General features: G+C 65.0%; 24 protein-coding genes and 1 pseudogene. 9 read left to right on the top strand and 16 right to left on the bottom strand.

All coding sequences use genetic code 11. The features are described 5' to 3' along the window. Positions 1-7 precede the first annotated feature (7 nt). On the top strand, positions 8-1,720 hold the full coding sequence (locus AC0WRY_RS30465; protein WP_491122213.1) for an SGNH/GDSL hydrolase family protein: 1,713 nt from the start codon (positions 8-10) through the stop codon (positions 1,718-1,720). A gap of 170 nt (positions 1,721-1,890) precedes the next feature. Here the strand turns inward: AC0WRY_RS30465 and AC0WRY_RS30470 are convergent, their stop codons facing one another. Further along, positions 1,891-2,262 carry a CsbD family protein gene (locus AC0WRY_RS30470; protein ID WP_194404421.1) on the bottom strand — a complete coding sequence of 124 codons (372 nt, stop codon included), beginning with the start codon at positions 2,260-2,262 and terminating at the stop codon, positions 1,891-1,893. A gap of 92 nt (positions 2,263-2,354) precedes the next feature. Beyond that, positions 2,355-3,092, bottom strand: a complete 738-nt coding sequence (locus tag AC0WRY_RS30475; RefSeq protein ID WP_491122214.1) for an SDR family NAD(P)-dependent oxidoreductase — start codon at positions 3,090-3,092, stop codon at positions 2,355-2,357. Positions 3,093-3,189: 97 nt separating this feature from the next. Here AC0WRY_RS30475 and AC0WRY_RS30480 point away from each other — a divergent pair, with 97 nt between their 5' ends. Both AC0WRY_RS30480 and AC0WRY_RS30485 read left to right on the top strand, forming a co-directional pair. After that, positions 3,190-3,969, top strand: coding sequence for an SDR family NAD(P)-dependent oxidoreductase (locus AC0WRY_RS30480; RefSeq protein WP_491122215.1), 780 nt, complete (start codon positions 3,190-3,192; stop codon positions 3,967-3,969). A 98-nt stretch (positions 3,970-4,067) separates the two neighbouring features. Beyond that, complete coding sequence (locus tag AC0WRY_RS30485) at positions 4,068-4,955, top strand: TauD/TfdA dioxygenase family protein (protein ID WP_194404424.1); 888 nt, start codon at positions 4,068-4,070, stop codon at positions 4,953-4,955. 188 nt (positions 4,956-5,143) lie between these two features. On the opposite strand, the gene AC0WRY_RS30490 is transcribed toward AC0WRY_RS30485, so the two are convergent. Next, complete coding sequence (locus AC0WRY_RS30490; protein WP_491122216.1) at positions 5,144-5,788, bottom strand: YqgE/AlgH family protein; 645 nt, start codon at positions 5,786-5,788, stop codon at positions 5,144-5,146. Between the two features lie 142 nt (positions 5,789-5,930). On the opposite strand from AC0WRY_RS30490, the gene AC0WRY_RS30495 reads away from it, so the two are divergent. Continuing rightward, positions 5,931-6,770: a protein-disulfide reductase DsbD domain-containing protein gene (locus AC0WRY_RS30495; protein WP_491122217.1), complete on the top strand. Its 840-nt coding sequence runs from the start codon at positions 5,931-5,933 to the stop codon at positions 6,768-6,770. Positions 6,771-6,798: 28 nt separating this feature from the next. On the opposite strand, the gene AC0WRY_RS30500 is transcribed toward AC0WRY_RS30495, so the two are convergent. After that, positions 6,799-7,008 carry a hypothetical protein gene (locus tag AC0WRY_RS30500; RefSeq protein ID WP_491122218.1) on the bottom strand — a complete coding sequence of 70 codons (210 nt, stop codon included), beginning with the start codon at positions 7,006-7,008 and terminating at the stop codon, positions 6,799-6,801. A gap of 300 nt (positions 7,009-7,308) precedes the next feature. On the opposite strand from AC0WRY_RS30500, the gene AC0WRY_RS30505 reads away from it, so the two are divergent. Then, positions 7,309-8,676 (top strand): flippase, encoded by a 1,368-nt coding sequence (locus AC0WRY_RS30505; RefSeq protein WP_491122219.1) that lies wholly within the window; start codon positions 7,309-7,311, stop codon positions 8,674-8,676. A gap of 198 nt (positions 8,677-8,874) precedes the next feature. Next, complete coding sequence (locus AC0WRY_RS30510; protein WP_194404429.1) at positions 8,875-9,699, top strand: sulfite exporter TauE/SafE family protein; 825 nt, start codon at positions 8,875-8,877, stop codon at positions 9,697-9,699. Positions 9,700-9,829: 130 nt separating this feature from the next. On the opposite strand, the gene AC0WRY_RS30515 is transcribed toward AC0WRY_RS30510, so the two are convergent. The 12 genes and pseudogenes from AC0WRY_RS30515 to AC0WRY_RS30570 all read right to left on the bottom strand — a co-directional run. After that, positions 9,830-10,618 (bottom strand): 3-hydroxybutyrate dehydrogenase, encoded by a 789-nt coding sequence (locus tag AC0WRY_RS30515; protein WP_211415892.1) that lies wholly within the window; start codon positions 10,616-10,618, stop codon positions 9,830-9,832. Between the two features lies 1 nt (position 10,619). After that, positions 10,620-11,795: a DUF3734 domain-containing protein gene (locus AC0WRY_RS30520; protein ID WP_194404431.1), complete on the bottom strand. Its 1,176-nt coding sequence runs from the start codon at positions 11,793-11,795 to the stop codon at positions 10,620-10,622. A 76-nt stretch (positions 11,796-11,871) separates the two neighbouring features. Beyond that, on the bottom strand, positions 11,872-12,375 hold the full coding sequence (locus tag AC0WRY_RS30525; RefSeq protein WP_194404432.1) for a CAP domain-containing protein: 504 nt from the start codon (positions 12,373-12,375) through the stop codon (positions 11,872-11,874). Between the two features lie 90 nt (positions 12,376-12,465). Next, the gene (locus tag AC0WRY_RS30530; protein ID WP_491122220.1) at positions 12,466-13,503 is read right to left on the bottom strand and encodes a sulfate/molybdate ABC transporter ATP-binding protein; all 1,038 of its coding nucleotides are present in this window, start codon (positions 13,501-13,503) and stop codon (positions 12,466-12,468) included. Further along, positions 13,493-14,428, bottom strand: a complete 936-nt coding sequence (cysW, locus tag AC0WRY_RS30535) for a sulfate ABC transporter permease subunit CysW (RefSeq protein WP_259217650.1) — start codon at positions 14,426-14,428, stop codon at positions 13,493-13,495. The genes AC0WRY_RS30530 and cysW overlap by 11 nt, the downstream gene beginning before the upstream one ends. 9 nt (positions 14,429-14,437) lie before the next feature. Next, on the bottom strand, positions 14,438-15,223 hold the full coding sequence (cysT, locus tag AC0WRY_RS30540; protein ID WP_246776525.1) for a sulfate ABC transporter permease subunit CysT: 786 nt from the start codon (positions 15,221-15,223) through the stop codon (positions 14,438-14,440). Positions 15,224-15,307: 84 nt separating this feature from the next. Then, positions 15,308-16,309, bottom strand: coding sequence for a sulfate ABC transporter substrate-binding protein (locus tag AC0WRY_RS30545; protein ID WP_491122221.1), 1,002 nt, complete (start codon positions 16,307-16,309; stop codon positions 15,308-15,310). 124 nt (positions 16,310-16,433) lie between these two features. After that, positions 16,434-17,165, bottom strand: a complete 732-nt coding sequence (locus AC0WRY_RS30550; RefSeq protein ID WP_194404437.1) for a phosphoadenylyl-sulfate reductase — start codon at positions 17,163-17,165, stop codon at positions 16,434-16,436. After that, positions 17,162-17,677: a DUF934 domain-containing protein gene (locus tag AC0WRY_RS30555; RefSeq protein ID WP_491122222.1), complete on the bottom strand. Its 516-nt coding sequence runs from the start codon at positions 17,675-17,677 to the stop codon at positions 17,162-17,164. The genes AC0WRY_RS30550 and AC0WRY_RS30555 overlap by 4 nt, the downstream gene beginning before the upstream one ends. After that, on the bottom strand, positions 17,664-19,319 hold the full coding sequence (locus AC0WRY_RS30560; protein WP_194404439.1) for a nitrite/sulfite reductase: 1,656 nt from the start codon (positions 19,317-19,319) through the stop codon (positions 17,664-17,666). The genes AC0WRY_RS30555 and AC0WRY_RS30560 overlap by 14 nt, the downstream gene beginning before the upstream one ends. A gap of 11 nt (positions 19,320-19,330) precedes the next feature. After that, entirely contained in the window at positions 19,331-19,648 is a 318-nt protein-coding gene (locus AC0WRY_RS30565) for a DUF2849 domain-containing protein (protein ID WP_491122223.1), read from the bottom strand. Between the two features lie 35 nt (positions 19,649-19,683). Further along, positions 19,684-20,712, bottom strand: a pseudogene (locus AC0WRY_RS30570) (SAM-dependent methyltransferase); the annotation flags it as partial. A 244-nt stretch (positions 20,713-20,956) separates the two neighbouring features. On the opposite strand from AC0WRY_RS30570, the gene cysD reads away from it, so the two are divergent. From cysD to AC0WRY_RS30585, 3 genes are all read left to right on the top strand, one after another. Continuing rightward, positions 20,957-21,751 carry a sulfate adenylyltransferase subunit CysD gene (gene cysD / locus AC0WRY_RS30575; protein ID WP_211415885.1) on the top strand — a complete coding sequence of 265 codons (795 nt, stop codon included), beginning with the start codon at positions 20,957-20,959 and terminating at the stop codon, positions 21,749-21,751. A 19-nt stretch (positions 21,752-21,770) separates the two neighbouring features. Beyond that, positions 21,771-23,687 (top strand): adenylyl-sulfate kinase, encoded by a 1,917-nt coding sequence (cysC, locus tag AC0WRY_RS30580; protein WP_194404441.1) that lies wholly within the window; start codon positions 21,771-21,773, stop codon positions 23,685-23,687. A 300-nt stretch (positions 23,688-23,987) separates the two neighbouring features. After that, entirely contained in the window at positions 23,988-26,153 is a 2,166-nt protein-coding gene (locus AC0WRY_RS30585) for a malate synthase G (protein ID WP_491122224.1), read from the top strand. Positions 26,154-26,205 lie beyond the last annotated feature (52 nt).

The raw sequence follows: 26,205 nt of genomic DNA on the forward strand, positions 1-26,205 counted from the left end.
AGATCGCATGTCGAAGAAGTCCCTGTTCAAGGCGCTGACCGAGACCGGCCCGCTGATCGCGCTGGGGACGGCGCTTGCGATTCTGGTGTCGGTTGCGGGGCCTGCCTCGGCACAGTTCTTCAACTTCCCCGGCTTCGGCGGTCCGCCGCAGCGCTCGGCGCCGCCGCCGCAACGCGGCGGTGGTGGCGGTGGATGGTTCGGCGGCGACTTCTTTGCACCGTTCCAACAGCAACAACCGCAGGCACCGCGCCAGGATTTTTCGCGTGCGCCGGGGCCGGCCAAGCGCGACACGATCCCTGAGAAGAACGTGCTGGTGCTCGGCGACGCGATGGCCGACTGGCTCGCTTATGGCCTGGAAGACGCCTATGCCGAGCAGCCCGACATGGGCGTGATCCGCAAGCACAAGACCGTTTCAGGCCTGATCAAGTACCAGCCGAAGGGCGAGCCCTCGGACTGGGCGGCGGCGGCAAGGGGCATCCTGGAGACCGAAAAGCCCGACGTCATCGTCGTCATGCTCGGCCTCAACGACCGCGCCGCGATCCGCGAGCCGGCGGCGGAGAAGCCTGCGGACAAGGACAAGAAGAGCGACAAGGGCGCGCGCGGCAAGCCACAGGGAAAAAGCGACGGAAAGCCCGGCGAGACGAAGCCCGGCCACGATACGGCCGCCAAGCCCGACGACAAGCCTGCCGATGCCGACCTGCCGCAGGATGACGCCGACAACGCCGACACGCCGGCGGCCGCCCCCGAAAAGACCGCCCGCAATCCGAACGGCCTCTACGAATTCCGCGACGAGCGCTGGATCGAGCTTTACGGCAAGAAGATCGAGGAGCTCGCGAACGTCCTCAAATCCAAGGGCGTGCCGGTGCTCTGGGTCGGCCTGCCCGCGGTTCGCGGACCCAAGGGCACCGCGGATACGCTGTTCCTCGACTCGCTCTATCGCGAGGGCGCGGCCAAGGCCGGCATCACCTATGTCGATGTCTGGGACGGTTTCGTCGACGAAGCCGGCCGCTTCCTGCAGAAGGGGCCGGACTTCGAAGGCCAGATCCGCCAGCTGCGCAGCTCTGACGGCGTCTATTTCACCAAGGCCGGCGCGCGCAAGCTCGCGCATTATGTCGAGCGCGAGATCACGCGCCTGTTGGCGGGACGCTCCGGCCCGATCGCGCTGCCGAGCGAGCCTGCGACCCCCGATACCAGCGCCGAGCCCGGCAAGCCCGCGCCGCGGCCGTTGGCGGGGCCGATCGTGCCGCTGGTTGCGGCCTCGATCTCGACCGATCAATTGCTGGGCGGCCCGGGCTCGCGTCCCGCCGCCGTCGATGCGCTCGCTGCAAAGACGATGGTGAAGGGCGAGCCGCTGGCAGCTCCCGCCGGCCGCGCCGACGATTATGCCTGGCCGCGCCGCGAAGTCGGCCGCGAGCAGGCCAAGGGCGATACGCCTGTTGCCGCGACGACGCCTGACGGCAACGGCCCGAATGCATCGGGGACACCGGGGGCGGCCGCTGCGATCGCGCCGCCGAAGCTGGCGCCGAAGAAGCCGCCGGTCCCGCCGCAACAGCCGGCACAGGCGAGCCCATCCTTCCGGGATTTCTTCGGCTTCGGCTCACCGCAGCCGGCACCGCCGCGTCAACTGACGCCCGCGCCCGGACCTCGCAATCCGAATCCCAACCCGGGGGTCCCGCGTCCGCCGGGTAACGTCGGACGTTCGGCGGAGATGTTCCGGTAATTTCGGAACGGCGATCGCGTGTCCCGGACGCGCAGCAGCGTAGACGCTGCGCAGAGCCGGGATCCAATTCCTCTCACGGCCTTCGAAAAAGAACGTGCCCCGGCTCAGCAGCGCACCACTGCGTGGCGCGCTGCGTCCGGGGCACGAGATGCGTGCTTGTCGCTCAGCCCTCAGTAGCGCCAGCGCGACGGCGGGGGACGACGCGCGGGGCGCGACATCAGCAGCGCGAGCGCGAAGCCGATGCCGCCGGCCACCATCAGCGCACCGAGCGGATTGTCCTGCACCTTCTTCGACAGCGCCTGTGTGCCATCGCGGAAAGTGTCGCCGCTGTTGTCATAGGCGTCCTTGGCGTAGCTGGTCGCGGTGTCCGCGGCGTCACGCACGGCATCCTTGGCCTGGCCGTAGAGATTCTGCACGGTGCCCGCAGCCTCGCGTGCCTTGCCTGAGGCCTGCGTCTTGGAATCGCCTGCCATGTCTCCGATCGCGCTTTCCGCCTTACCTGCGTAGTCCTTGGCCGCGCCAACAATCCGATCCGTATCCATGATGCTCCTCCTCGGGGGTCAGCCCAAGTAACCGATCAGGAGCAGCGCAGTTCCAAGCCATGACGAAAGTGTATGTGTGGCCCGGCAACAAACTACAAAATCAGCCCGCCATCGACGACCAACGTCTGGCCAATGATGTAGGACGACAGCGGCGAGGCCAGGAACAGGGCCGCGCCCGCCATATCGGCCGGCGTGCCCAATCGCCGCAGCGGGATGCGCGCGAGCGCGCCTTCGAGCCGCTTCGGGTTGTCGGTCGTCACCTTCGTCATCTTGGTGTCGACGAGCCCCGGCGCGATGCCGTTGACGCGGATGCCGTCCTCGGCCCAGGCCTCGCCCAGCGTCCGCGTCAATCCGGCCGCGCCGGTCTTCGAGGCGTTATAGGCGGGATTGCCCATGGTGGAATGATAGGCCGCGGTCGAGGACACCATGATCAGCGCGCCCTTCGCATCCCGCAACATGGGATGAAAACGCGTGGCGCAAGCCATCAGGCTCATGAGATTGACCTCCACCACCTTGCGGAATCCGGCCATCTCGAATTCGCCGCGACGATAGAGCACCGCGCCTTGCGCGAGCACCAGCACGTCCAGCCTGTCGAAGGACGGCTTGAACGCTTCGACCGCAGCGGGGTTGCTGACGTCGAGCTGCGCGTAGGAAAGACCCGTGAGATCGGAGCCCTCCTCCGCGGAATATTCCGTTGCGCGAGCACGCGTGCCGCAAACCGCGACCTGCGCGCCCCGCGTGCGAAACGCCTGCGCGATACCGTTGCCGATCCCGCTCGAACCACCGACGACCAGCACCTGCTTGCCTGAGAAATCGAGCTCGTTCGCCATCGCGGCCTCCCTTTTGTCTTGCTTGTTTGACCTGTCTGCGGATCGGTGCCAGCCTTGTCAATCATAACAAGAACAAGCGACTTCCCGAGGAAACAACATGTCCGAGTTCAAGGAGCTCAGCCGGTCCGTCAAGGGCCTGACCGTTCTCGTCACCGGCGCGGCGAGCGGGATGGGGCGCGCGACGGCGCGCGTGTTCGCCGCTGAAGGCGCGAACGTTGCCGTCACCGATTTCGACGCGCAAGGCGCGCAGGCGGTTGCCGGGGAGATCGCCGCGAGCGGCGGATCAGGAAAGGCATGGAAGCTCGACGTTGCCGACGGCGGCGAGATCAAGCGCGTCGTTGACGAGATCGCCGCGCATTTCGGTGGGCTCGACATCGTGGTCAACAATGCCGGCATCTCCGTGCGGGTCGCGATCGACGACGAGGCCTATGAGGACGCCTGGACCAGGGGCATCGCGGTGATGCTGACGGCGCATCCGCGCATCATCCGCGCCGCGCTGCCTCATTTGCGCAAGTCCAAGTGCGCGCGCATCGTCAACATCGCTTCGACCGAGGCGCTCGGCGCCACCGCATTGCACAGCCCGTATTCGGCAGCGAAGGGCGGCGTTGCCAGCCTCACCCGCTCGCTCGCCGTCGAGCTCGGCCGCGAAGGCATCACCGTCAACTGCATCTGCCCGGGCCCGATCCGCACCGCGATCACCGACCGCATCTCGGAAGAGCACAAGACGATCTACGCCAAGCGCCGCACCGCGCTCGGACGCTACGGCGACCCCGAGGAGGTCGCGCACATGACACTGAGCCTGTGCCTGCCGGCGGCGTCGTTCCTCACCGGCGCGGTGATTCCGGTGGATGGCGGGTTGATGGCGCGGAACGCGTGAGAGCCATGCATGCCGAGCGTTGACAACGCCGGGTCGGAGAGTAGCTTTTTCGCCGACAGAGCGGGACCAACCGCTCGCGACCCGCGGGAGAGAACGTCATGACGATCGCCATCCGGCAGCTTCAGAAGCATTTTGTCGGCGAGGTCTCCGGCCTCGATCTGCGAAAGCCTCTCACGGAGGCCGAAGCACGCGAGGTCGAGGCCGCCATGGACAAATACGCGGTGCTGGTCTTCCACGACCAGGACATCACCGACGAGCAGCAGATGGCCTTTGCGCTCAATTTCGGCCAGCGCGAGGACGCCCGGGGCGGCAACATCACCAAGGCCGACGAATACCGCCTCAGCTCGGGCCTGAACGACGTCTCCAACCTCGGCAAGGACGGCAAGCCGCTGCCGAAGGACAGCCGCGCCAATCTGTTCAACCTCGGCAATTGCCTGTGGCACTCCGACAGCTCGTTCCGCCCAATCCCGGCAAAATTCTCGCTGCTGTCGGCGCGCGTGGTGAACCCGAAGGGCGGCAACACCGAATTCGCCGACATGCGCGCCGCCTATGATGCGCTCGACGACGAGACCAAGGCGGAGATCGAGGATTTCATCTGCGAACATTCGCTGATGTATTCGCGGGGATCGCTCGGCTTCACCGAATACACCGACGACGAGAAGCAGATGTTCAAGCCGGTGCTGCAACGGCTGGTGCGGACCCATCCCGTGCATCGTCGCAAGTCGCTGTATCTGTCATCGCATGCGGGCAAGATCGTCGGCATGAGCGTGCCGGAGGGACGCCTCTTGCTGCGCGATCTCAACGAGCACGCGACGCAGGCGGAGTTCGTCTACGTCCACAAATGGAAGCTGCATGACCTCGTGATGTGGGACAACCGCCAGACCATGCACCGCGTCCGGCGCTACGACCAGTCGCAGCCGCGCGACATGCGCCGCGCCACGGTGGCAGGAACGGAGCCGACGGTGCAGCAGCAGGCGGCGGAGTAGGAACGACCGGACGCAACGCTACTCAGCAATCGGTGTCATCGCCCGGCTTGACCGGGCGATCTAGTATTCCAGAGATGGCTGTGATCGAACCGAGAAGCTGCGGCGTACTGGGTCGCCCGGTCAAGCCGGGCGACGACAGCGGTGGGTGGCGCAACACCGGAGTATGTCGCCACCGACAAACGCACCAGCTACGCGTGTCCGGCCTCGTTCGAGAGCATGCCGGGGTCGATGCCGATCTTGTGCAGGGCGCGGTTGTATTTGTCGTCGACGTCGTCGCCGAAGATCAGATCCGCATCCGCATCGCAATGCAGCCAGCCGTTGCTCTGGATTTCGGTCTCGAGCTGGCCCGGCGCCCAGCCGGCATAGCCGAGCGCGAGAATGGCGTGCTTGGGGCCCGAGCCGTTGGCGATGGCGCGCAGGATGTCGACGGTCGCCGTGAGGCAGACGCCGTCATCGATCCGCAGCGTCGCGTTCTCGATGTAGAAGTCGCTCGAATGCAGCACGAAGCCGCGGCCGGTATCGACCGGGCCGCCGCGCAGCACCTTCATGCTTTCGGCATTCTCAGGCAGCTTGATGTGCTCGCCCTTCTTGATGATGCCCAGTTGCTGCAAGAGCTCGGGGAAGTCGATGCTGCCGGCCGGGTGGTTGACGATGATGCCCATCGCTCCCTCCGCCGAATGGGCGCACAGATAGATCACCGAGCGCTCGAAGCGGGAATCGCCCATGACGGGCATCGCGATCAACAGCCGGCCGTCGAGATAACCGGCCGAATTCGGGAGTCCGGAGCCCACCCCGCGGGTGCTTTCGCCCGTCCTCTTGCCTGTGGGAGCCATCGGTGAAGCACTCCGGTTTCAATTCCTATCCTGATGTCGGGCCGGGCCGCTGTCAAATCAAGGCTTGCAGGGATGCGATTCAAGTGCATCCATCACAAGCAATTCAATGGTTTGCGCGAGGGCGACCCTGTAAAGACGTGCCATGCTCACAAGAGTTCCCCTGCATGCGGCGATTGGCGTCGCGACAACCCTGCTTGCGTCGTCACTGGCCATCGCAGCCCACGCCGATGACGCTTCGCCGTGGCAGCGCGACGGACATTCCGCAGTGCGGCTATTGGCGGGATCCCGCAGCGGCGCCGTCCTGCTCGGCGGTATCGCCTTCCAGCTCCAGCAGGGGTGGAAAACCTATTGGCGCAGTCCCGGCGATTCTGGCGTTCCGCCGCGGTTCGACTTCTCGAAGTCGGACAATGTCGAGGCGGTGACGATCATGTGGCCGGCGCCGCTGAAATTCGACGATGGCGCCGGCGGCCATTCGATCGGCTATCATGACCAGATCGTGCTGCCCTTGCGCATCGTCGCCAAGGCGGCCGACAAGCCCGTGACCTTGCGTGCCGAGATCAATTACGCCGTGTGCGAGAAGCTCTGCATTCCGGTCGACGCCAAACTCGAGCTCGGCTTCAACAACGTTGCCTCCACCGAGGATGCCAATTTGCGCGCGGCGCTCGACGCTGTGCCCAAGCCAGCCAATATCGGCGATCCCAATCCGCTCACCATCCGCGACGTCAAGCGCGACGGTCCCAAGAACGTGGTGGTCGACGTGGTTGCGCCTGACAGAAGCAACGTCAATCTGTACGTGGAAGGGCCGACGCCCGAATGGGCGTTGCCGATTCCGGAGCCGGTCAAGGAAAGCCCGGCTGGCGTGAAGCGCTTCTCGTTCGAACTCGACGGCCTGCCGCCGGGCGCCAAGCCCGACGGCGCAGCGCTGAAATTCACGCTGGTCGGACCGGAGAAGTCTTACGAGTTCAATACCAACCTGGAATAGCTCGTCGCGGACGGAGCAACGAAGCCGATCAGGATGCGGGGCAGACCTTCGAAGCCTGCTTTTCCTGCAGCTTCTTCGTGCAATATGTGCTGCAGCGCTGACCGCCGACCTTGGCGCAGTAAGCCAGGCACTTTTCGTAGGAACATCCCCAGGCGTCCGCCCGCGCGGGCGTCATGGAATAGAGATCGAAGCTGGCCATCGCGGCGAGCACGGTCATGCACATCATGAATCGAGTCATCAATCGCTCCTTCTGAAAAGGCCTGAAAATGGCGTCCCGTGCGCGACCAACCGGCCCGCACATATTCCAAATGAATTCACTATGCGGCCAGCATAGTTCGAGGCGGCCCGGAAGGTCACGCGCTAAATTGGAGGGATTGCGGCAACGACGCCATCCGCGCCCCCGCGCCAAGCGAAATGACGTTCGCCTCCCTGCGCCGGCTTTCGGAGGAAGCCGCCGGAAGCGGTCCAACCGAATCTTAAGGAATGGTTGCTAAGTCCCGGGCCTGCCGCAGCACGCGGGACGCCCTGGGGACTCTTCGTGGCCGTGATGGATGCAGAACCCGCAACGACCGGACCGGCCGGCCTGATCGCGCGGCTGCGGGCCAAGCTAACGGGCGGCTCGAGCGAGGCCTCGCTGACGCGGCGGCTCGCCGGCACCATCTTCGTCATCCGCGTCATCAGCGCTGGGCTCGCTTATTTTTCGCAGGTGCTGCTCGCACGCTGGATGGGCACGTCCGATTACGGCATCTATGTCTATGTCTGGACCTGGGTGCTGCTGCTCGGCAGCATGATGGATTTCGGCATCTCGGCCTCGGCGCAGAAAATCATTCCGGAGTATCGCGCCAGCGGTGAGCAGGCGCTGCTGCGCGGCTTCCTCTCCGGCAGCCGATGGCTGACTTTTGCCGTGTCTGCGCTGGTGTCGCTCGCCCTTGCCGGCATCGTCAGGCTGCTGTCGCCCTGGATCGACCCGGCGGAGGAGCTGCCGCTCTATATCGGCTGCATGACGCTGCCCGCCTTCGTGGTCGCCAACACCCAGGACGGCATTGCGCGTTCGCATGACTGGATGCAGCTGGGCTTGATGCCGCAATTCATCATCCGCCAGGCGCTGATCATCGGCATCACCGGCGCGGCCTTCCTGCTCGGCTATCATCTCGGTGCGGTCGCCGCGATGGTTGCGAGCGCCGGTGCCGTCTGGATTGCAATGAGCGGGCAGATGGTGGTGCTGAACCGTAAGCTCGCCGGTCACATCGCGCCCGGACCCAAGACCTACGACATCCGCGGCTGGCTCGCCGTCTCGCTGCCGATCCTCTTGGTCGAGAGCTTCTATCTGCTGCTGTCCTATACCGACGTGCTGGTGCTGCAACAGTTCCGTCCCTCCGACGAGGTCGGCGTCTACTTTGCGGTGGTGAAGACGCTGGCGCTGGTCTCGTTCATCCACTACGCGATGTCGGCGACGACGGCACATCGCTTCGCCGAATACAACGCAAGCGGCGACAAGGCACGGCTGTCGGCCTATGTGGCGCATGCGATCAACTGGACGTTCTGGCCGTCGCTTGCGGCGACCATCGTGCTGCTCGCGCTCGGCAAGCCGCTGCTCTGGCTGTTCGGGCCGCAATTCGTGATCGGTTACGACATCATGTTCGTCGCCGCGATCGGGCTCGTGGTGCGCTCGGCCATCGGGCCGGTCGAGCGGCTGCTCAACATGCTCGGTCAGCAGAAGATCTGCGCGCTCGCTTATGCGCTGGCCTTCGTGATGAACGTCGTGCTCTGCATCGCGCTGGTGCCGCGCTACGGCGGCCACGGCGCCGCGGCCGCGACCTCGATCTCCCTCAGCTTCGAGACGGTGCTCCTGTTCTGGATCGTGCGGCAGCGGCTCGGACTGCACGTGCTGGCGTTCGGTAAATAGGCGCTGCGCGCCTGCCCTGCTCGCTGCCTCCCCGAGGAACGGCTCTGTCAGAGCACGCGCGCGAACGAGGCAAAACGCCTCTCGTTCCCCACCCTGCAGCAAATTTTTTCTTATTCTGTCCAAGCGGTTGCGCGTTGGGGGAACTTTATTCTACGTCGTATTGCCTAACCGACGAGATCAACCTAAGATTCCCCTGATATGTTCGATCCACTGTACGTCGCCTCTGGATTCGGCGTCGGCCTGCTTGTCGGAATGACCGGCGTGGGCGGCGGCTCGCTGATGACGCCGCTCTTGATCCTGCTGTTCGGCGTTCATCCCTCCACAGCGGTCGGGACCGACCTGCTCTATGCCGCCGCGACCAAGACCGGCGGCAGCGTGGTGCATGGCTGGTCGCGCAGCGTGCACTGGCCGGCGGTGCTGCGGCTCGCCTGCGGCAGCCTTCCAGCGAGCGCGCTGACGCTGCTCGTGCTGTGGAAGCTCGACCTCAGGAGCGATGCCGAGCGCAGCCTGATCAATCTGGTGCTGTGCTTTGCGCTGCTGCTGACTGCGACGTCGCTGATCTTCCGCAAGTCGATCATGGAGCGCTATCGCAGCCGGCTGGAGGGCGTCGACGATCGCACCACCGCGATTGCGACCGTCGTGACCGGCGTCGTGCTCGGCGTGCTGGTCTCGATCTCGTCGGTCGGCGCGGGCGCGGTCGGCGTCACCGTGCTGCTGCTGCTCTATCCGCGCCTGCCGATGGTGACCATCGTCGGCTCCGATATCGCCCATGCGGTGCCGCTGACGCTGGTCGCCGGTATCGGGCACTGGGCGCTCGGCGACGTGGATTGGGCGCTGATGGGCGTCTTGCTGATGGGCTCGCTGCCCGGCATCATCGTCGGCAGCTACAGCGCGACGCGTGTGCCCGAGACAGTGTTGCGCCTGACGCTTGCCAGCGTGCTGTTCCTCGTCGCCGGCAAGATCATGTTTGCGGAGCTCCACCTGTCGTCGGCCTTCGTCACCGCGCTGGCCTGGGGGCACTAGGCAGCGACCGGACGACGGAATCGGCGGGTGGGCAAAGCGAAGCGTGCCCACCATTTTTCTCGATCGCGGACAGGTGGTGGGCATGGCGCAAGTGCGCCTTTGCCCACCGCTCACCTACGGCACCGTAGCCTTACGCTGCGGTCCAGCCGCCGTCGATCGAGAGGTTGGTGCCGGTGATCTGGGCGGCATCGTCGCTGCACAGGAACAGCGCCAGCGCTGCGACCTGCTCGGAGGTGACGAACTCCTTGGTCGGCTGCGCGGCGAGCAGCACGTCGTTGATGACCTGCTCCCGCGTCAGGCTGCGCGCCTTCATCGTGTCGGGGATCTGCTTCTCGACCAGCGGCGTCCAGACATAGCCGGGGCTGATGCAGTTGCAGGTGATCTTGTGGGTCGCGACCTCGAGCGCCACGGTCTTGGTGAGGCCGGCGATGCCGTGCTTGGCCGAGACATAGGCCGACTTGAAGGGCGAGGCAACCAGCGAGTGCGCGGACGCCGTGTTGATGATGCGGCCCCAGCCTTTCTTCTTCATGCCGGGCACCGCGGCGCGGATGCCGTGGAAGGCGGAGGACAGATTGATCGCGATGATCTGGTCCCACTTCTCGATCGGAAACTCCTCGACCGGCGAGACGAACTGGATGCCGGCATTGTTGACGAGGATGTCGACCGAGCCGAACGTCGTCTCGCCGAGCGCGATCATCCCGGCGATCTCGGCGGGCTTGCTCATGTCGGCCGGCGAATAGATCGCCTTCACCTTGAACTCGGACTCGATCTTGGCACGTTCCTTCTCGATGTCCTCCGGCGCACCGAAGCCGTTGATGACGACGTTGGCACCGGCGCCGGCGAACGCACGCGCATAGGCGAGCCCGATGCCGCTGGTCGACCCGGTCACGACGGCGTTCTTGCCTGACAGACTACCCATTCTATTCGCTCCTTTTTGCCGGGGGCGCAGAGACGTCCCCCGTGAGATCGTAAGTCACCATGGTCTCGCCGGACTGTGGCCGCTCGAGCCAATCCTTGTGGCGCATCGACAGGTGCACGTCGTTCACGCCGGCCTCCCAATGCTCGACCATCGCGACATGCGAGAAATCGTAATCCTTGGACGAGGATTCATAGTTCTTGCTGCGGTAGATCAGATGCACCACGGTGACGGTGCTTTCGCGCGACACTTTCGCCAGGAATTCGACGGAAGGGTCGTTCTTCAGATAATCCGGCAATTTGCCGATCAGGTCGCGCATCGCCCTGCGGGCGTTGTGCAACTGCTTGTTCTTGTCGGTGTTCATCCGCGTGCGGCTGGAATAGCGGATGTCCTTCTCGCGCTCGGCGGCCTCCAGCAGCGAGGTCGGCAGATCGCCCCGCGCGGAAAACAGGTCGACCTGGAAGATCAGCATGTCGCGGTCGACCTCGGCATCGAGCACATAGTCGAGCGGAGTGTTGGAGGCGATGCCGCCGTCCCAATAATGCTCGCCGTCGATGATCACGGAGGGAAAGCCGGGCGGCAGCGCGCCGGAGGCCATGATGTGCTCGGGGCCGATCTTCTTGCCGAGCTTCTTGAACTCGTAATTGTCGAAATATTTGAAATTGCCGGAGGTGACGCCGACCGCACCGACCGACAGGCGGGTCTTCAGGTCGTTGATGCGGTCGAAATCGACGAGACGCTCCAGCGTCTTCTTCAGCGGTGCGGTGTCGTAATAGCTCTCCGCCTGCGGGCTGCCGGGCGGCCAGAGCGGCGCCGGCGGGACGCGCGGGACGAAGAAGCCGGGCACGCCGAAGGTGGCGATCAGCGCGGCACTGGTCGAGTTGAACAATTCGCGGCTGTGATCGCTCTTGCCGATCGGCTTCCACGGCACCGGCGCGGAGACCATCTCCCAGAATTCCTTGAGCCGCTTGACGCGGGTTTGCCCTTCATTGCCGGCGATGATCGCGGCGTTGACCGCGCCGATCGAGATGCCGGCGACCCATTCCGGCTCGAAGCCTGCGCCGCACAGCGCCTGATAGGCGCCGGCCTGGTAGGAGCCGAGCGCACCGCCGCCCTGCAGGACCAGGACGCGTTGCGCATTCGCGGGGATGCTGGCGGATTCCGGGCTACGATCTGTCATCGGGGAACAATAGCAATGGCGCGCCACCGTGGCGACACTCCGCGGCGGCGTCAATGCATGCCGGATCAAGTCTGGCTTATCGGGGCTCCGTCGAGGCCAGGATCATGGTCCAAAACACTTTGTATTTGGTGCCGGGAGCATAACTCGCCGCGATGCCCAATTTTGTGACACCGCCCTTGAGCATGTTGGCGCGGTGCGGAGGCGAGTCGCGCCAGCCGGAAAACGCTTCCGCCAGCGTATGATAGCCGGCCGAGATGTTCTCGACGGCCACGGTCGCGGGATAGCCGCCGGCGGCGAGGCGCTTGGCCAGGGGCGCACGGACGTCATGGTCCATCTTGTTGGCCGCGGCCATCGCATTGGACTGGGATTCGGCGAGCCGCATCAGATCGGGGTCGATCACGACGGTGCCGAGAGCGTTGTTCTGGCGGTATTGCGAGATCATGATCGCGGCGGCCTGCGCATCGAGCTTGGAGCCCGGGACCGCCATGTCTGCATACATGGACGGCTGCTGGACCGGTGCTTCGTTGCCGGCACAGCCGGCGAGCAGCAAAGAAATGAGTATCGCGGCCGCAGCGCGCATGAATCGGGGCCCCCAATGAAGGGCCGTTGTTGCATACCAACCGTGGCTGAAAGGTGAATTTTGAGGAAAATTCGACCTGTCGGCCCCCGCTCAAGCGCCCGCAAAGATCCGGTAGCGGCGGGGTTCGAGGCCGATCATATCACCGGCGCGCAGTTCCTTGTCGCGGGGGGCGTCGATCTCGATGGTCTCGCCGCCGGATAGTGCGACTTCGGCCCGCTGCACGGGACCGAAATTACGGACGTGCTGCACGGCGCCCTCGAAGGCGCCGCTGCCGGGCGGGCCGACCAGCATGTCATGTCGCCGCACGAACAGTTTTGACGCGCCAGGCGCAAGCCCATCCGCCACCAGCGCGAGCGGCCGGTCGCCGAGCCTGACGACGCCGCCTTCGACCTGGACCGGCAGCTCGATGGATTCGCCGATGAAACCGTGAACGAACGCGCTGGCCGGGCTTTCATAAACGTCATCCGGCGAGCCGATCTGCTCCATCCTGCCCTTGTCCATCACCACGACGCGGTTGGCGACTTCCAGCGCTTCCTCCTGGTCGTGGGTGACGAAGATCGAAGTGACGTTGATCTCGTGGTGCAGCGAGCGCAACCAGCGGCGCAGTTCCTTGCGCACCTTGGCATCGAGCGCACCGAACGGCTCGTCGAGCAGCAGGATGCGCGGCTCGATCGCAAGCGCCCGGGCGAGCGCGATGCGCTGGCGCTGGCCGCCGGAGAGCTGGCTCGGATAGCGATCGGACAACCAATCGAGCTGGACGAGATCGAGCAATTCCTTGACGCGGGCGCGAATGGTCGCTTCGTCCTTGCGGACCGCGCGCGGCTGCACGCGCAGGCCGAAGGCGACGTTCTCGAACACCGTCATGTGGCGGAACAGCGCGTAATGCTGGAACACGAAGCCGACATGCCGCTCGCGCGCGCCCTGCGCCAGGGCATCCTCGCCGTTGAAGGAGACCTCGCCGGCATCGGGCCAGTCGAGGCCTGCGATGATCCGCAGCAGCGTGGTCTTGCCGGAGCCGGAGGGGCCGAGCAGCGCAAGCAATTCGCCGTCATTGACCTTGAGGTCGACGCCGTCGAGGGCCTTGAAGCTGCCGAACGTCTTGACGAGATTTCTGACTTCAATGGTCATTGGCGTCGTGTCCCTCGTCCAGATGACGTTCCAGAACGGTCTTCGCGATCAGCGTGATCAGCGCCAGCATCGCCAGCAGCGAGGCAATCGCGAAAGCGGCGACAAACTGGTACTCGTTGTAGAGAATCTCGACCAAGAGCGGCATCGTGTTGGTCTCGCCGCGGATATGGCCGGAGACGACGGAGACCGCGCCGAATTCGCCCATCGCGCGCGCGTTGCAGAGCAGCACCCCGTAAAGCACGCCCCATTTGATGTTGGGCAGCGTGACGCGGAAGAAGGTTTGCAGGCCCGAGGCGCCGAGCGAGACCGCGGCCTCCTCCTCCTGCGTGCCCTGCTCCTGCATCAGGGGGATCAGTGCACGCGCCACGAACGGGAAGGTCACGAAGGTGGTGGCGAGCGCGATGCCCGGCACCGCGAACAGGATCTGGATGTCGTGATCCCTCAACCAGCTACCGAAATAGCCTTGCGCGCCGAACAGCAGCACGAAAACGAGGCCTGAGATCACCGGGCTCACCGAGAACGGCAGGTCGATCAGCGTGATCAGGAAGGTCTTGCCGGGAAAGTCGAATTTGGCGATCGCCCAGGCCGCGACAAGGCCGAACACGAGGTTGAGGCCGACGGAAATCGCCGCGACGATCAACGTCAGCTTGATGGCAGCCAGCGCCTCCGGTTCGGCGAGCGCGGCGAAATAGGCAAGGATCCCCTTGGAGAAGGCCTGCGCGAACACGACCACCAGCGGCAGCACCACGAAGACCGACAGAAAGATCATCGCCAGCGCGATGATGACGATGCGCACCGCGCGCGGCTCGGTGCGCAGGCTGTCGCGCGCGGCCGCCGCATGCGCGCGCGCCTTTGCACGAGCCTTGGCACGCACCTTGGCATCGGGAGCCGAAGGCGAAACGGACTCTGCGATCTGCATCGTCATGGTCCGCCCTCACCGTTCCGGAATCCGGCTCTGCGCCCAGCGCTGGAGCCGGTTGACGGCGAAGATGATGACAAAGGACACGACGAGCATGACCACCGCAATGGCGGTCGCGTCGGCGTAGCGGAATTCGGAGAGCCGGATCACGATCAAGAGCGGCGCGATCTCGGAGACGTTGGGCAGATTGCCGGCGATGAAGATCACCGAGCCGTATTCGCCGACCGCGCGGGCGAAGGCGAGCGCGAGCCCGGTGAGCAGCGCCGGGGCCAGCGAGGGCAGGATCACGCGGATGATGGTCTGCCAGCGGCTGGCGCCCAGACTGCCCGCGGCCTCCTCGATCTCGGGATCGAGATCCTGCAGCACCGGCTGCACCGTGCGCACCACGAAGGGGATGCCGATGAAGATCATGGCGACGAAGATGCCGACCGGCGTGAACGCCACCTTGATGCCGAGCGCCGCAAGCGGCGCGCCCAGCCAGCCCTTCTCGGCGAACAGCGCGGTCAAAGCGACGCCCGCGACCGCTGTCGGCAGCGCGAAGGGCACATCGACGATGGCATCGAACAGCCGGCGGCCGGGAAAGCGGTAGCGCACCAGCGCCCAGACGATGATGCTGCCCATGACGAGATTGACGCAGGCCGCCGCGAAGGCGAGGCCGAAGGAGACGCGCAAGGCATTCAGGGTGCGGCGGCTGGAGAGGATATTCCAGAACTGTTCGGGACTGAGCTCGAGCGATTTCAGGAACAGCCCGGCGAGCGGAATGAGAATAATGACGGACAACCAGGACAGCGTCAGTCCCATCGTGAGACCGAAGCCCGGCAATGTCCGGCGTCGTGCTGCGATTGCGCTCACCAGGCCACCTGTTACCGCTGCGACAGCGCCCGATCAGTTCTTGTAGATCTGGTCGAAGATTCCGCCGTCGGCGAAATGTTCCTTCTGTGCCTTGGTCCAACCACCGGAAACTTCGTCGATCGTAAACAGTTCGACCTTGGCGAAAGCGTTTTCATATTTCTTGGCGATCTCGGCATCGCGCGGACGGTAGAAGTTGCGCGCGGCGATCTCCTGCCCCTCCTTGGTGTACCAGTACTGGAGATAGGCGTCGGCGGCGTTGCGAGTGCCTTTCTTATCGGCGACTTTGTCGACGATCGCGACCGGCGGCTCGGCGAGGATGGATCGCGGCGGCGCCACGATCTCGAATTTTTCCCGGCCGAACTCCTTGAGCGCGAGAAACGCCTCGTTCTCCCAGGCCAGCAGCACGTCGCCGACGCCGCGCTCGACGAAGGTCACGGTGGCGCCGCGCGCACCGGTATCGAGCACCGGCACCTGCTGATAGAGCTTTCCGATGAAATCCTTGGCCTTGTCGGCCGAGCCGAGCTTCTTCTGCGCAAAACCCCAGGCCGCCAGATAATTCCAGCGCGCGCCGCCCGAGGTCTTGGGGTTCGGCGTAATCACGGCAACACCCGGCTTGATCAGGTCGTCCCAGTCCTTGACGGCCTTGGGATTGCCCTTGCGGACGAGGAATACGATCGTCGAGGTGTAGGGTGATGAATTTTGCGGCAGCCGCTTCTGCCAATCGGCTGTGGTGAGGCCCTTGGCGGCGATGGCATCGATGTCATAGGCCAGCGCGAGCGTCACGACATCGGCCTGCAAGCCGTCGATCACCGCGCGCGCCTGCGAACCGCTGCCGCCATGCGACTGCTTGATCTCGACGCTCTTGCCAGTCTCCTTCTGATAGGCATTCGCAAATGCCTTGTTGAACTCGGCATAGAGCTCTCGCGTCGGATCGTACGACACGTTCAGCAGGTTGATGTCAGCGGCGAGAGCCGAGCTTGCCAAGAAACCCGTCAAGACCAGGCCTGCAGCGAGCGGAACGATACGGCGCATCATGTCCATCTCCATTCACTTCACTGACGTCGGTGTCAGCGAAGACATGCAGGCGAAACTCGCGGCGAAACGCGCCTAAGTCAACGAAACCGGATTTTCTTGTTCGCAGCGTGGCGACGCGGCTGTGCTACGAAGTCTTCATCGTGTGGATGCCGCATTCTGTCTTGGCTCGGCCGCGCCAACGACCTGCGCGTTCATCCTCGTCCTCGGCCGTTCTGCTCGTGCAAGGCATACACCCAACCGACCGGAAACCGGACGCGACCAGGGGGTGACGCGGCAATTTGGCGCGGACGAAGATCGCCTCGAGTTCCTCGCGCGAAACGTTGGCGAAGGGATTGAACTTCAACCGCACACCGTCGTCCTCGACGACGGGAATGTCGGTGCGCGCATTGCCCTGGAAGCGCTTGCGGCCGTTGAGCCAGGCATCAAAGGGCTTCAACGCGCGCGCCAGCGGCTCCACCTTGCGGATGCGGCAGCAGGCGTCGGGATCGGAGAACCAGAGGTCGCGGTCGGGATCCTCGCGCGACAGGGTCTCCTCGGCCGGCTTGATCGAGCGGACATCCTTCAGCCCGAGCGACGCGATCAGCGTGTCGCGATAGGCGAGCGTCTCCTCGAACAACCAGCCGGTATCGAGGAAGATCACGGGGATCGCCGGGTCGACATCCGCCGCGACCTTCAGCAGCGTCGCCGATTCCGTGCCAAAGGACGACACCAGTGCCAGCTTCTCGCGCCCGACCGTCTTCAGCGCGGCAGCGATGACTTCCGCGGGCGAGGCGGTGCGCAAGCTCCGATCGAGCTCCTCCGCCGAAGGGAGCGTAGAGACAGAGACCGGAGTGAGCTGGGACGCAACGACGTTCACGTGCCGACACCCTCGGAATGACGCAGCTGCATGCGCCGGTGCAAAGCCGTGATGCGGCCGTCGCCGGTCGGCTGATAGAACACCGAATAGCGCTTTGCGGTCTGCATGAAGGCTTCCGCGTCGGCCTGCTTCTTGACCTCGAACGAATCGAAGCCGGCGCGCAGCATGAACACGAACTGGTCGCGCAGCACCTGACCGGTGGCGCGCAAATCGCCGCGATAATTGTAACGCTCGCGCAACAGGCGGGCCTGGCTGTAGGCACGGCCGTCGCGGAAGGTGGGGAACACCAGCGCGACGACGGCGATCTTGCCGAGATAGGGCACCAGCTCGCTGATATCGCGGTTGTTGGGCCAGATCACGCCGACCTTGCCCGAACGATTGAGCAACGTGTCGGCCTCGCCCAGGAAGCGTTCGGCCGGAACCAGGATGTCGCCGCCCTCGGGCGGCGGCGTGTCGACGGCGAGCTTGACGAAGCTGTCGTCCGTGATCTTTCCGCCGTTAACGAGTGGCATAGACGCGCTCCTTGAAGGGTTCGACGCCGAGGCGCTTCACGGTGTCCATGAACAGCTCTTCGGGCCGCTCGCGTAGCGCCAGATAGGCTTCCACGACGTCCTCGATGACGTCGGCGACCTCGTCGAACTTGACGCCCGGCCCGATCAGGGTGCCGAGCGCGGCGTTCTCGTCGGCACGGCCGCCGATGGTGATCTGGTAGACTTCCTCGCCGTTCTTCTCGACGCCGAGAATGCCGATATGGCCGACATGGTGATGGCCGCAGGCGTTGATGCAGCCGGAGATGTTGATGTGGAGCCGGCCGATCAGATTGGCGAGCTCGTGATTGGCGAAGCGACGTGTCAATTCCTGCGCGATCGGGATCGAGCGCGCATTCGCCAGCGAGCAATAATCGAGACCCGGGCAGGCGATGATGTCGGAGATCAGATTGACGTTCGGGGTTGCGAGCCCGAGCTTGTCGAGCGCCTTCCACAGCGCCGGCAGGTCGCGCTTGGCGACATGCGGCAGCGCGAGGTTCTGCTCGTGGCCGACGCGGATCTCGCCGAATGAATATTTGTCGGCGAGATCGGCCAGCGCGTCCATCTGCTCGGCGGTGGCATCGCCCGGAGGCGCGCCGATCGGCTTCAGCGAGATCGTGACGATGGAATAGCCCTGCACCTTGTGCGGGGCCACCGAGTTCTTGCGCCACGCCTCGAAATCGGGATCAGCCGCGGCCTGACGCAGCTCGTCCGGCATGTGCGGCAGCTTCTCGTAAGCGGGGTAGGTGAACCGCGAGCGGATGTCCTCGATCACCTCGTCGTCGATCTGGAGCGAGGAGTTGCGGATATGCTGCCACTCCTCCTCGACCTCGCGGGAGAATTTCTCGATGCCGAGCTCGTGCACCAGGATCTTGATGCGCGCCTTGTAGATATTGTCGCGGCGGCCGTACTGGTTGTAGACGCGCAGGATCGCCTCGATGTAGCTCAGGATATCGCGGCCATGCACGAAATGCTTGATGGTCTTGGCGATGAACGGCGTGCGGCCGAGGCCGCCGCCGACCAGCACCTCGAAGCCGGTCTCGCCCTTCTCGTTCTTGATCAGGCGGAGACCGATGTCGTGGATCTTGATCGCCGCGCGGTCGTGGTCCGAGGCGGTGATCGCGATCTTGAACTTGCGCGGCAGGAACGAGAATTCCGGATGCAGCGTGGTGTGCTGGCGGATCAGTTCCGACCAGATGCGCGGATCCTCGATCTCGCCCGGCGCGACGCCGGCCCACTGGTCCGAGGTGACGTTGCGCATGTTGTTGCCGGAGGTCTGCATCGCATGGATGCCGACCTTCGAAAGATCTTCCAGCGCGTCCGGAAGCTCGGCGAGCTTGATCCAGTTGAACTGGATGTTCTGCCGCGTGGTGAAATGGCCGTAGCCGCGGTCGTATTTCCGCGCGACATGGGCGAGCGCCCGCAGCTGGTTCGTCGCCAGCGTGCCATAGGGGATCGCGACACGGAACATGTAGGCGTGCAGCTGCAGATAGACGCCGTTCTGCAGGCGCAGGATCTTGAACTCGTCCTCGGTGAGCTCGCCGGAGAGGCGTCGCTTCACCTGGTCGCGGAACTCCGAGACGCGCTCGTTGACGAGCGTGCGGTCGATTTCATCGTAAGCATACATAAGAAGATGCCTTAAGCCTGGGCCGACTGTCCGATGGTCACACCGGTGCGGCGGATCTGTTCGCGCAGATTGCCGGGTTCGATCTTGCCGTCCGCGCCGACCTCCACGGGAGCGATATAGGGTCCGATCGCGCCGACGTCATCGGCAACGGACTCCGCAAGCAACGCCTTGGCCTCGTCGGAGTTGCGCACGATCGCAGCTTCCGACAGGTCCGCGGACCAGCTCTTGGCGGCGGTGCGGTAAACCACGATGCCGTCCCAGGTCCGGTTGGCGGTCACGATCGAGGGGCCGGCGATCTTGATCTTCTTCTGTTCAAGCGGAGAGGTCATTCGGCTGCATCCAATAGGTCAGAGATGATGGGGTTGGGTGTCTCGAGATCAGCGGCGCCGCCGTGTCCTGCGGTAATGCCGGGAATGATCGAATAAGCGACGCCGGCGGCGCGCAGGGCTGCCACGTCTTCTCCGCCGCGCCCGAACACGAAGGAATCGCCGACCCTCAGCCGCACCACCCGCTGGCCGCCTTGCGCGGCCTCGATCATGCGCTGGTTGATGGCATCCTCGCCGGTGCCGGGCTTGCCGACGGCAACGCGCGTGGTGTCGCGGCGGATACGGTCGAGGATTTCGCCAGAGACCAACTCGTCATGGAAGACGATGTCGGCGTCCTGCAATGTGCGCAGCGCCTTGATGGTGAGAAGATCAGGGTCGCCGGGACCGGCGCCGACCAGCGCGACCGAGCCTTCCGGCTTGTCGGCACGCGCGAAGGCGGAGGGATCGGAAATCGCCTTCAGCGCGACGTCCGCCTCGCTCTTGCGACCGGCGAGCACGGCGGCACCGATCGGACCGTCGATCACCAGCTCCCAGAAGCGGCGGCGCAGCGGAAACTCGGCGATGCGCTCGTTGATGGATTTGCGGAAGCCGCCAATGAACTCGGCGAGTTCGCCGATGCGCGCCGGAAGCAGCGCCTCGATCTTCTCGCGCACGCGCCGCGCCACCACCGGCGATGTACCGCCGGTGCCGACCGCGACCACGACATCGCCGCGATCGACGATCGCAGGAAAGATGAAGCTCGAATGCTCGAGATCGTCCATGACGTTGACGGGCAGGCCGAGCGCCTTGGCCCGAGCCGACATCGCCACGCCGACATCGCCTGCGCCGGCGCAGACGATGGCGATGACGCCCGCGAGATCGGCGGTGAGCGGATCGCCCGTCAGGATGTCGACGCGCGCCGCGTCTTCCACGCTGAGGCCGAGATCATTGTTGCCGTCGATCGCGTGCACGTGGATGCGCGCGCCGGCGGCGGCGAGCACGCGCAGCTTGGCGCGCAAAAGCTCGCCCGCGCCGATGAGAGCCACCGGACCGGCCTTGAGATCGAGGAACACCGGCAAGAACCGCATACGATACTCGCTTCCCCCACATCCGGGGTTGACTGGAATTATTTTCTATATATGTGTCGTTTCAAGCTCGCAAAGAGAAATTTTTTCTTCTCTTCTGCGCCGCGACTATAGAATTTTCGCCTCCAAACGCAAAGTGGCAGAGATGCATCTTCTCAAGGACGATTCCGCAGCTGTCGGAGTGAGCAGCAAAGTCCCCGTCGCACGCTCGGGCTCACAAGAATTTTCTGCCGATGTTGCGCCGAGCATGGACCATCTCGACCAGCTCGAGGCGCAGAGCATCTACATCTTCCGTGAGGCCTTCGCCCGGCTGAAGAAGATCGCCCTGCTGTGGTCGCTCGGCAAGGACTCCAACGTCATGATCTGGCTGGCGCGGAAAGCGTTCTTCGGCAAGATGCCGTTCCCGGCCCTTCATGTCGACACCGGCAAGAAGTTTCCGGAGATGTACCGCTTCCGTGATCATTACGGCAAAGAGTGGGATCTCGATCTGCGCGTCGAGCCCTGCCCGCCCATCGATGCCGTCGACCCGACGCTGCCACCGGCCGCCCGCTCCGCCGCGCGCAAGACCGAAGGTCTCAAGATGGCGCTCGGCAAATACGGCTTCGACGGCCTGATCGCCGGCATCCGCCGCGACGAGGAAGCGACCCGCGCCAAGGAGCGCGTGTTCTCGCCGCGCGGGCTCGAAGGCAATTGGGACGTGCGCGACCAGCCACCGGAGTTCTGGGATCACTTCAACGCCTCGCCGCCGCAAGGCGCGCATTTGCGCATCCATCCGATCCTGCATTGGACCGAGGCCGATATCTGGGCCTACACCAAGCGCGAGAACATCCCGATCATCCCGCTCTATCTGTCGCAGAACGGCAAGCGCTACCGCTCGCTGGGCGATCAGGACATCACCAATCCGGTCAATTCGACGGCGTCGACCATCGACGAGATCCTGATCGAGCTCGAGCAGACCAAGGTGCCGGAGCGCGCCGGCCGCGCGCTCGACCACGAGACCGAGGACGCCTTCGAGCGCCTGCGCGTCGCCGGCTATCTCTGATCAAGGACGTGAGCGCGATATGAACATGATCGTCACCCCGACTTCGCCCGCCACGCCGAACGGCACCACCCGTCCGCAAGTGCGCATCGTCATCGTCGGCCATGTCGACCACGGCAAGTCGACGCTGGTTGGCCGCCTGCTGCACGAGACCGGCAGCCTGCCCGACGGCAAGCTCGAGATGCTCAAGGCCGTGAGCGCACGGCGCGGCATGCCGTTCGAATGGTCGTTCCTGCTCGATGCGCTGCAGACCGAGCGCGACCAGGGCATCACCATCGACACCACGCAGATCCGCTTCCGCACCAATTCGCGCGACATCGTGCTGATCGACGCGCCCGGTCACGCCGAATTTTTGCGTAACATGATCACCGGCGCCTCGCAGGCCGACGGTGCGGTGCTGATCATCGACGCGCTGGAAGGCGTGCGCGACCAGACACGGCGGCACGGCTATCTCTTGCATCTGCTCGGCGTGAAGCAGGTCGCGATCGTCGTCAACAAGATGGACCGCGTCGACTTCTCCGCCGATCGCTTCAAGGACATCAGCGACGAGATCTCGGCACATCTGAACGGCCTCGGCGTGAAGCCCACGGCCGTGATCCCGATTTCCGCCCGTGACGGCGACGGCGTCGCGGAGCACACCGATCGGATCGGCTGGTACAAGGGACCGACCGTGGTCGAGGCGCTCGACGCCCTCGAGCCGGCGCGGCCGCTGGAAACGCTGGCGCTGCGGCTGCCGGTGCAGGCGATCTACAAGTTCGACGACCGCCGCATCGTGGCCGGCCGCATCGAGTCCGGCAGCCTCATTGCCGGCGACGAGATCGTGATCATGCCCGCCGGCAAGATCGCCAGGATCAAGACCGTCGAGAGCTGGCCGATGACGCCGGTCGCGGGGCGGCAGGGCGCGGGCCGCTCGGTCGGCATCACGCTCGACCGCGAATTGTTCATCGAGCGCGGCGACATCGTCGCGCATGCCGGCAGTGCCCCGCGCGAGACGCGCCGGCTGCGCGCCCGCATCTTCTGGCTGCACGACAAGCCGCTCGCCAAGGGCGACCAGCTGCTGGTTCGCTGCGGGCCGAAGGAAAGCCGCGCCACCGTGGTTGCGATCGAGAAGGCGGTCGATCCGGGCGAGCTGTCGAGCACCGAGAACAAGGCGATCGGCCGCAACCATGTCGGCGAGATCGACATTTCTCTCTCGAATCCGATTGCCACCGATCCCTACACCGAGAACCCGCGCACCGGACGTCTCGTGATCGAGGTCGCGGGGCGCATCGCCGGCGGCGGCCTCGTGCTGTCGGTCGATGCCGGCCAGCGCGCCCTGCCCGTCGACATCGTGCCGGTGGAATCGGCCCTGCGTCCTGACGAACGCTCCGCGCGCTATCAGCACAACGGTGCCGTGGTCTGGCTCACCGGCCTGCCCGCGTCCGGCAAGTCGACGCTCGCCAAGGCACTGGAGCGGCGTCTCTTCACCAATGGCGGCTCGCCGATCCTGCTCGACGGCGACACGCTGCGCGCCGGCCTCAACAGCGATCTCGGCTTCTCTGCCGCGGACCGCAGCGAGAACATCCGCCGCCTCGCGGAGGTCGCGACGCATCTGGCGCGTAACGGCCACATCGCCATCGTCGCCGCCGTCTCGCCGGCCCGCGAGGACCGCGCCACCGCGCGCCGCATCGCCGACACAGCGTTCCGCGAGATCCACGTCGCGACGCCTGCCGAGGTGTGCGAGGGGCGCGATCCCAAGGGCCATTACAAGAAAGCGCGCGCCGGCGCCCTGGCATCGTTCACCGGCATCGGCAACGACTACGAAGCGCCGCGGGCAGCCGAGCTCGTGATCGACACCTCGACACGGACCGTCGCCGAGGCGGCCGACGAGATCGAGCAGATGCTGAAGACGACGGGCGTGCTGTTCGACGAAGCCGTGGACCTCGCCGCGAATATCTGAGCGCACGGTTGGTTGGCGCGCTCACTGCCAACACGCAGACGGTACGTTCCCTCCTCCCTTGCGGGGGCCCACAAGGGAGGAGGGAGCGCAGTCGTGCGCGCGGCGCGACGTTGGGCTCAATCGCTGTAAAACCAGCGGCCTTCCCCACCTCATCTTGACATTTTGACAAGCCCCCGGGGGTCTTCTCACCGCCCCTTTTTTGGGGCTAATAGGCCCCCGAAAGCCGCCCCTGGGGGCGCATTTTGCTGCTATCGGGTCAAAAGCAGCCAAAAACAGCCATTTCCAACAAGAAAGCCCATCATGAAACGCGTCGATGCCCACGGATTGAAGATCGCCCCTGTCCTGTTTGACTTCATCGCAAAGGAAGCGGTCCCGAAAACGGGCATCGCGCCGGACGCATTCTGGGCCGGGGTTGCCGCCATCATCAAGGACCTTGGGCCGAAGAACCGCGCGCTGCTGGCGGTACGCGACACGCTGCAGGCCAAGATCGACGACTGGCACCGCGCCAACAAGGGCAAGGCCTTCGACCTCAACGCCTATACCGCCTTCCTGAAGGAGATCGGCTATCTCGTTCCGGAGCCGGCGACCCAGAAAGTCGAGACCGCCAATGTCGACGACGAAATCGGCAAGATCTGCGGCCCGCAGCTCGTCGTGCCCCTCACCAATGCGCGCTACGCGCTGAACGCGGCCAACGCGCGCTGGGGCTCGCTCTATGATGCCTTCTACGGCACCGACGCGATCCCGCATGATCCCACGGAGAGCGGCAAGGGCTACAACAAGGCGCGCGGCGACAAGGTGATCGCCAAGGCCAAGGCGTTCCTCGATGCCGCCGTGCCGCTCGCGACCGGCAGCCACACCGATGTCACCGCCTACAGCGTCGTCGCGGGCCAGCTCGCAGTGAAGCTGAAGAGCGGCAACGCCACCGCACTGAAGAACGCTGCGCAGTTCGCCGGCTTCCAGGGTGATGCGGCTGCGCCCTCGGCCGTGCTGCTCGCCAACAACGGCCTGCATGTCGAGGTCAAGATTGACCGCAACAGCGCGATCGGCAAGGACGATCCGGCCGGTGTCGCCGACATGATCATGGAGTCCGCGGTCTCCACCATCCTCGACATGGAAGACTCGGTTGCCGCTGTCGATGCCGAGGACAAGGTGCTGGTCTACCGCAACACGCTGGGCCTGATGAACGGCACGCTGTCGGCCGATTTCGAGAAGGGCGGCAAGACGCTGACGCGCTCGCTCAACGCCGACCGCAGCTACAAGACTCCCGACGGCAAGGGCGAGATCAAGCTGCACGGCCGCAGCCTGCTGTTGATGCGCAATTGCGGTCACCACATGTTCACCGACGCGGTGCTGGACGAGAAAGGCGAGGAGGTTCCGGAAGGCCTGCTCGATGCCGCCGTCTCCGGGCTTCTTGCCATTCATGACCTGAAAGGCAACTCCAAGGTCAAGAACAGCCGCACGGGATCTGCCTATATCGTCAAGCCGAAGATGCACGGCCCGGACGAGGTGTCGCTGACCTGCGAGATCTTCGGCCGTGTCGAGCAGATGCTGGGCCTGCCCGAGAACACGCTCAAGGTCGGCATCATGGACGAGGAGCGGCGCACCACCGTCAACCTCAAGGCCTGCATCCAGCGCGCCTCCAAGCGCATCATGTTCATCAACACCGGCTTCCTCGACCGCACCGGCGACGAGATCCACACCTCGATGGAAGCGGGCCCGATGATCCGCAAGAACGAGATGAAGGCGCAGCCCTGGATCAAGTCCTATGAGGACTGGAACGTCGACATGGGCCTGACCTGTGGCCTGCCCGGCCATGCCCAGATCGGCAAGGGCATGTGGGCCGCGCCCGACAAGATGGCCGACATGCTTCAACAGAAGCTGGGCCATCCGCAGGCCGGCGCCACCACCGCCTGGGTGCCCTCGCCGACCGCCGCGACGCTGCATGCGCTGCACTATCACCAGGTCAACGTCACCGCGCGGCAGGAGGAGCTGGCCAAGGGCGGACCGCGCGCAAAGCTCTCGGACATCCTCACCATTCCGGTGTCGAAGTCGAACTGGGCGCCTGACGACGTCAAGCAGGAGATCGACAACAACTGCCAGGGCATTTTGGGCTATGTCGTGCGCTGGATCGACCAGGGCGTCGGCTGCTCCAAGGTGCCCGACATCCACGATGTCGGCCTGATGGAAGACCGCGCCACGCTGCGCATCTCCAGCCAGCACCTCGCCAACTGGCTGCACCAGGGCGTGATCACCGAGGCGCAGGTGATGGAATCGCTGAAGCGCATGGCCGTCGTCGTCGACAAGCAGAACGCCGGCGATGCCATCTACAAGCCGATGGCGCCCGCCTTCGACGGCGTCGCCTTCAAGGCCGCGTGCGACCTCATCTTCAAGGGGCGTGAGCAGCCGAACGGTTACACCGAATACATCCTCACCGCGCGCCGCCGCGAGGCCAAGGCGGCCGGCTGAGCCCTGTCACTGGATCAAAGCCCCGGCACCCGCCGGGGCTTTTTTGTTGGAC

Source organism: Bradyrhizobium sp. T-12 (genome assembly GCF_058314695.1).

Excerpts from the sequence above, each read along its gene's own strand:
- AC0WRY_RS30465 (WP_491122213.1), top strand. The coding sequence starts at position 8 with ATGTCGAAGAAGTCCCTGTTCAAGGCGCTGACCGAGACCGGCCCGCTG.
- AC0WRY_RS30470 (WP_194404421.1), bottom strand. The coding sequence starts at position 2,262 with ATGGATACGGATCGGATTGTTGGCGCGGCCAAGGACTACGCAGGTAAG.
- AC0WRY_RS30475 (WP_491122214.1), bottom strand. The coding sequence starts at position 3,092 with ATGGCGAACGAGCTCGATTTCTCAGGCAAGCAGGTGCTGGTCGTCGGT.
- AC0WRY_RS30480 (WP_491122215.1), top strand. The coding sequence starts at position 3,190 with ATGTCCGAGTTCAAGGAGCTCAGCCGGTCCGTCAAGGGCCTGACCGTT.
- AC0WRY_RS30485 (WP_194404424.1), top strand. The coding sequence starts at position 4,068 with ATGACGATCGCCATCCGGCAGCTTCAGAAGCATTTTGTCGGCGAGGTC.
- AC0WRY_RS30490 (WP_491122216.1), bottom strand. The coding sequence starts at position 5,788 with ATGGCTCCCACAGGCAAGAGGACGGGCGAAAGCACCCGCGGGGTGGGC.
- AC0WRY_RS30495 (WP_491122217.1), top strand. The coding sequence starts at position 5,931 with ATGCTCACAAGAGTTCCCCTGCATGCGGCGATTGGCGTCGCGACAACC.
- AC0WRY_RS30500 (WP_491122218.1), bottom strand. The coding sequence starts at position 7,008 with ATGACTCGATTCATGATGTGCATGACCGTGCTCGCCGCGATGGCCAGC.
- AC0WRY_RS30510 (WP_194404429.1), top strand. The coding sequence starts at position 8,875 with ATGTTCGATCCACTGTACGTCGCCTCTGGATTCGGCGTCGGCCTGCTT.
- AC0WRY_RS30515 (WP_211415892.1), bottom strand. The coding sequence starts at position 10,618 with ATGGGTAGTCTGTCAGGCAAGAACGCCGTCGTGACCGGGTCGACCAGC.
- AC0WRY_RS30520 (WP_194404431.1), bottom strand. The coding sequence starts at position 11,795 with ATGACAGATCGTAGCCCGGAATCCGCCAGCATCCCCGCGAATGCGCAA.
- AC0WRY_RS30525 (WP_194404432.1), bottom strand. The coding sequence starts at position 12,375 with ATGCGCGCTGCGGCCGCGATACTCATTTCTTTGCTGCTCGCCGGCTGT.
- AC0WRY_RS30530 (WP_491122220.1), bottom strand. The coding sequence starts at position 13,503 with ATGACCATTGAAGTCAGAAATCTCGTCAAGACGTTCGGCAGCTTCAAG.
- cysW (WP_259217650.1), bottom strand. The coding sequence starts at position 14,428 with ATGACGATGCAGATCGCAGAGTCCGTTTCGCCTTCGGCTCCCGATGCC.
- cysT (WP_246776525.1), bottom strand. The coding sequence starts at position 15,223 with ATGGGACTGACGCTGTCCTGGTTGTCCGTCATTATTCTCATTCCGCTC.
- AC0WRY_RS30545 (WP_491122221.1), bottom strand. The coding sequence starts at position 16,309 with ATGATGCGCCGTATCGTTCCGCTCGCTGCAGGCCTGGTCTTGACGGGT.
- AC0WRY_RS30555 (WP_491122222.1), bottom strand. The coding sequence starts at position 17,677 with ATGCCACTCGTTAACGGCGGAAAGATCACGGACGACAGCTTCGTCAAG.
- AC0WRY_RS30560 (WP_194404439.1), bottom strand. The coding sequence starts at position 19,319 with ATGTATGCTTACGATGAAATCGACCGCACGCTCGTCAACGAGCGCGTC.
- AC0WRY_RS30565 (WP_491122223.1), bottom strand. The coding sequence starts at position 19,648 with ATGACCTCTCCGCTTGAACAGAAGAAGATCAAGATCGCCGGCCCCTCG.
- cysD (WP_211415885.1), top strand. The coding sequence starts at position 20,957 with ATGGACCATCTCGACCAGCTCGAGGCGCAGAGCATCTACATCTTCCGT.
- cysC (WP_194404441.1), top strand. The coding sequence starts at position 21,771 with ATGAACATGATCGTCACCCCGACTTCGCCCGCCACGCCGAACGGCACC.
- AC0WRY_RS30585 (WP_491122224.1), top strand. The coding sequence starts at position 23,988 with ATGAAACGCGTCGATGCCCACGGATTGAAGATCGCCCCTGTCCTGTTT.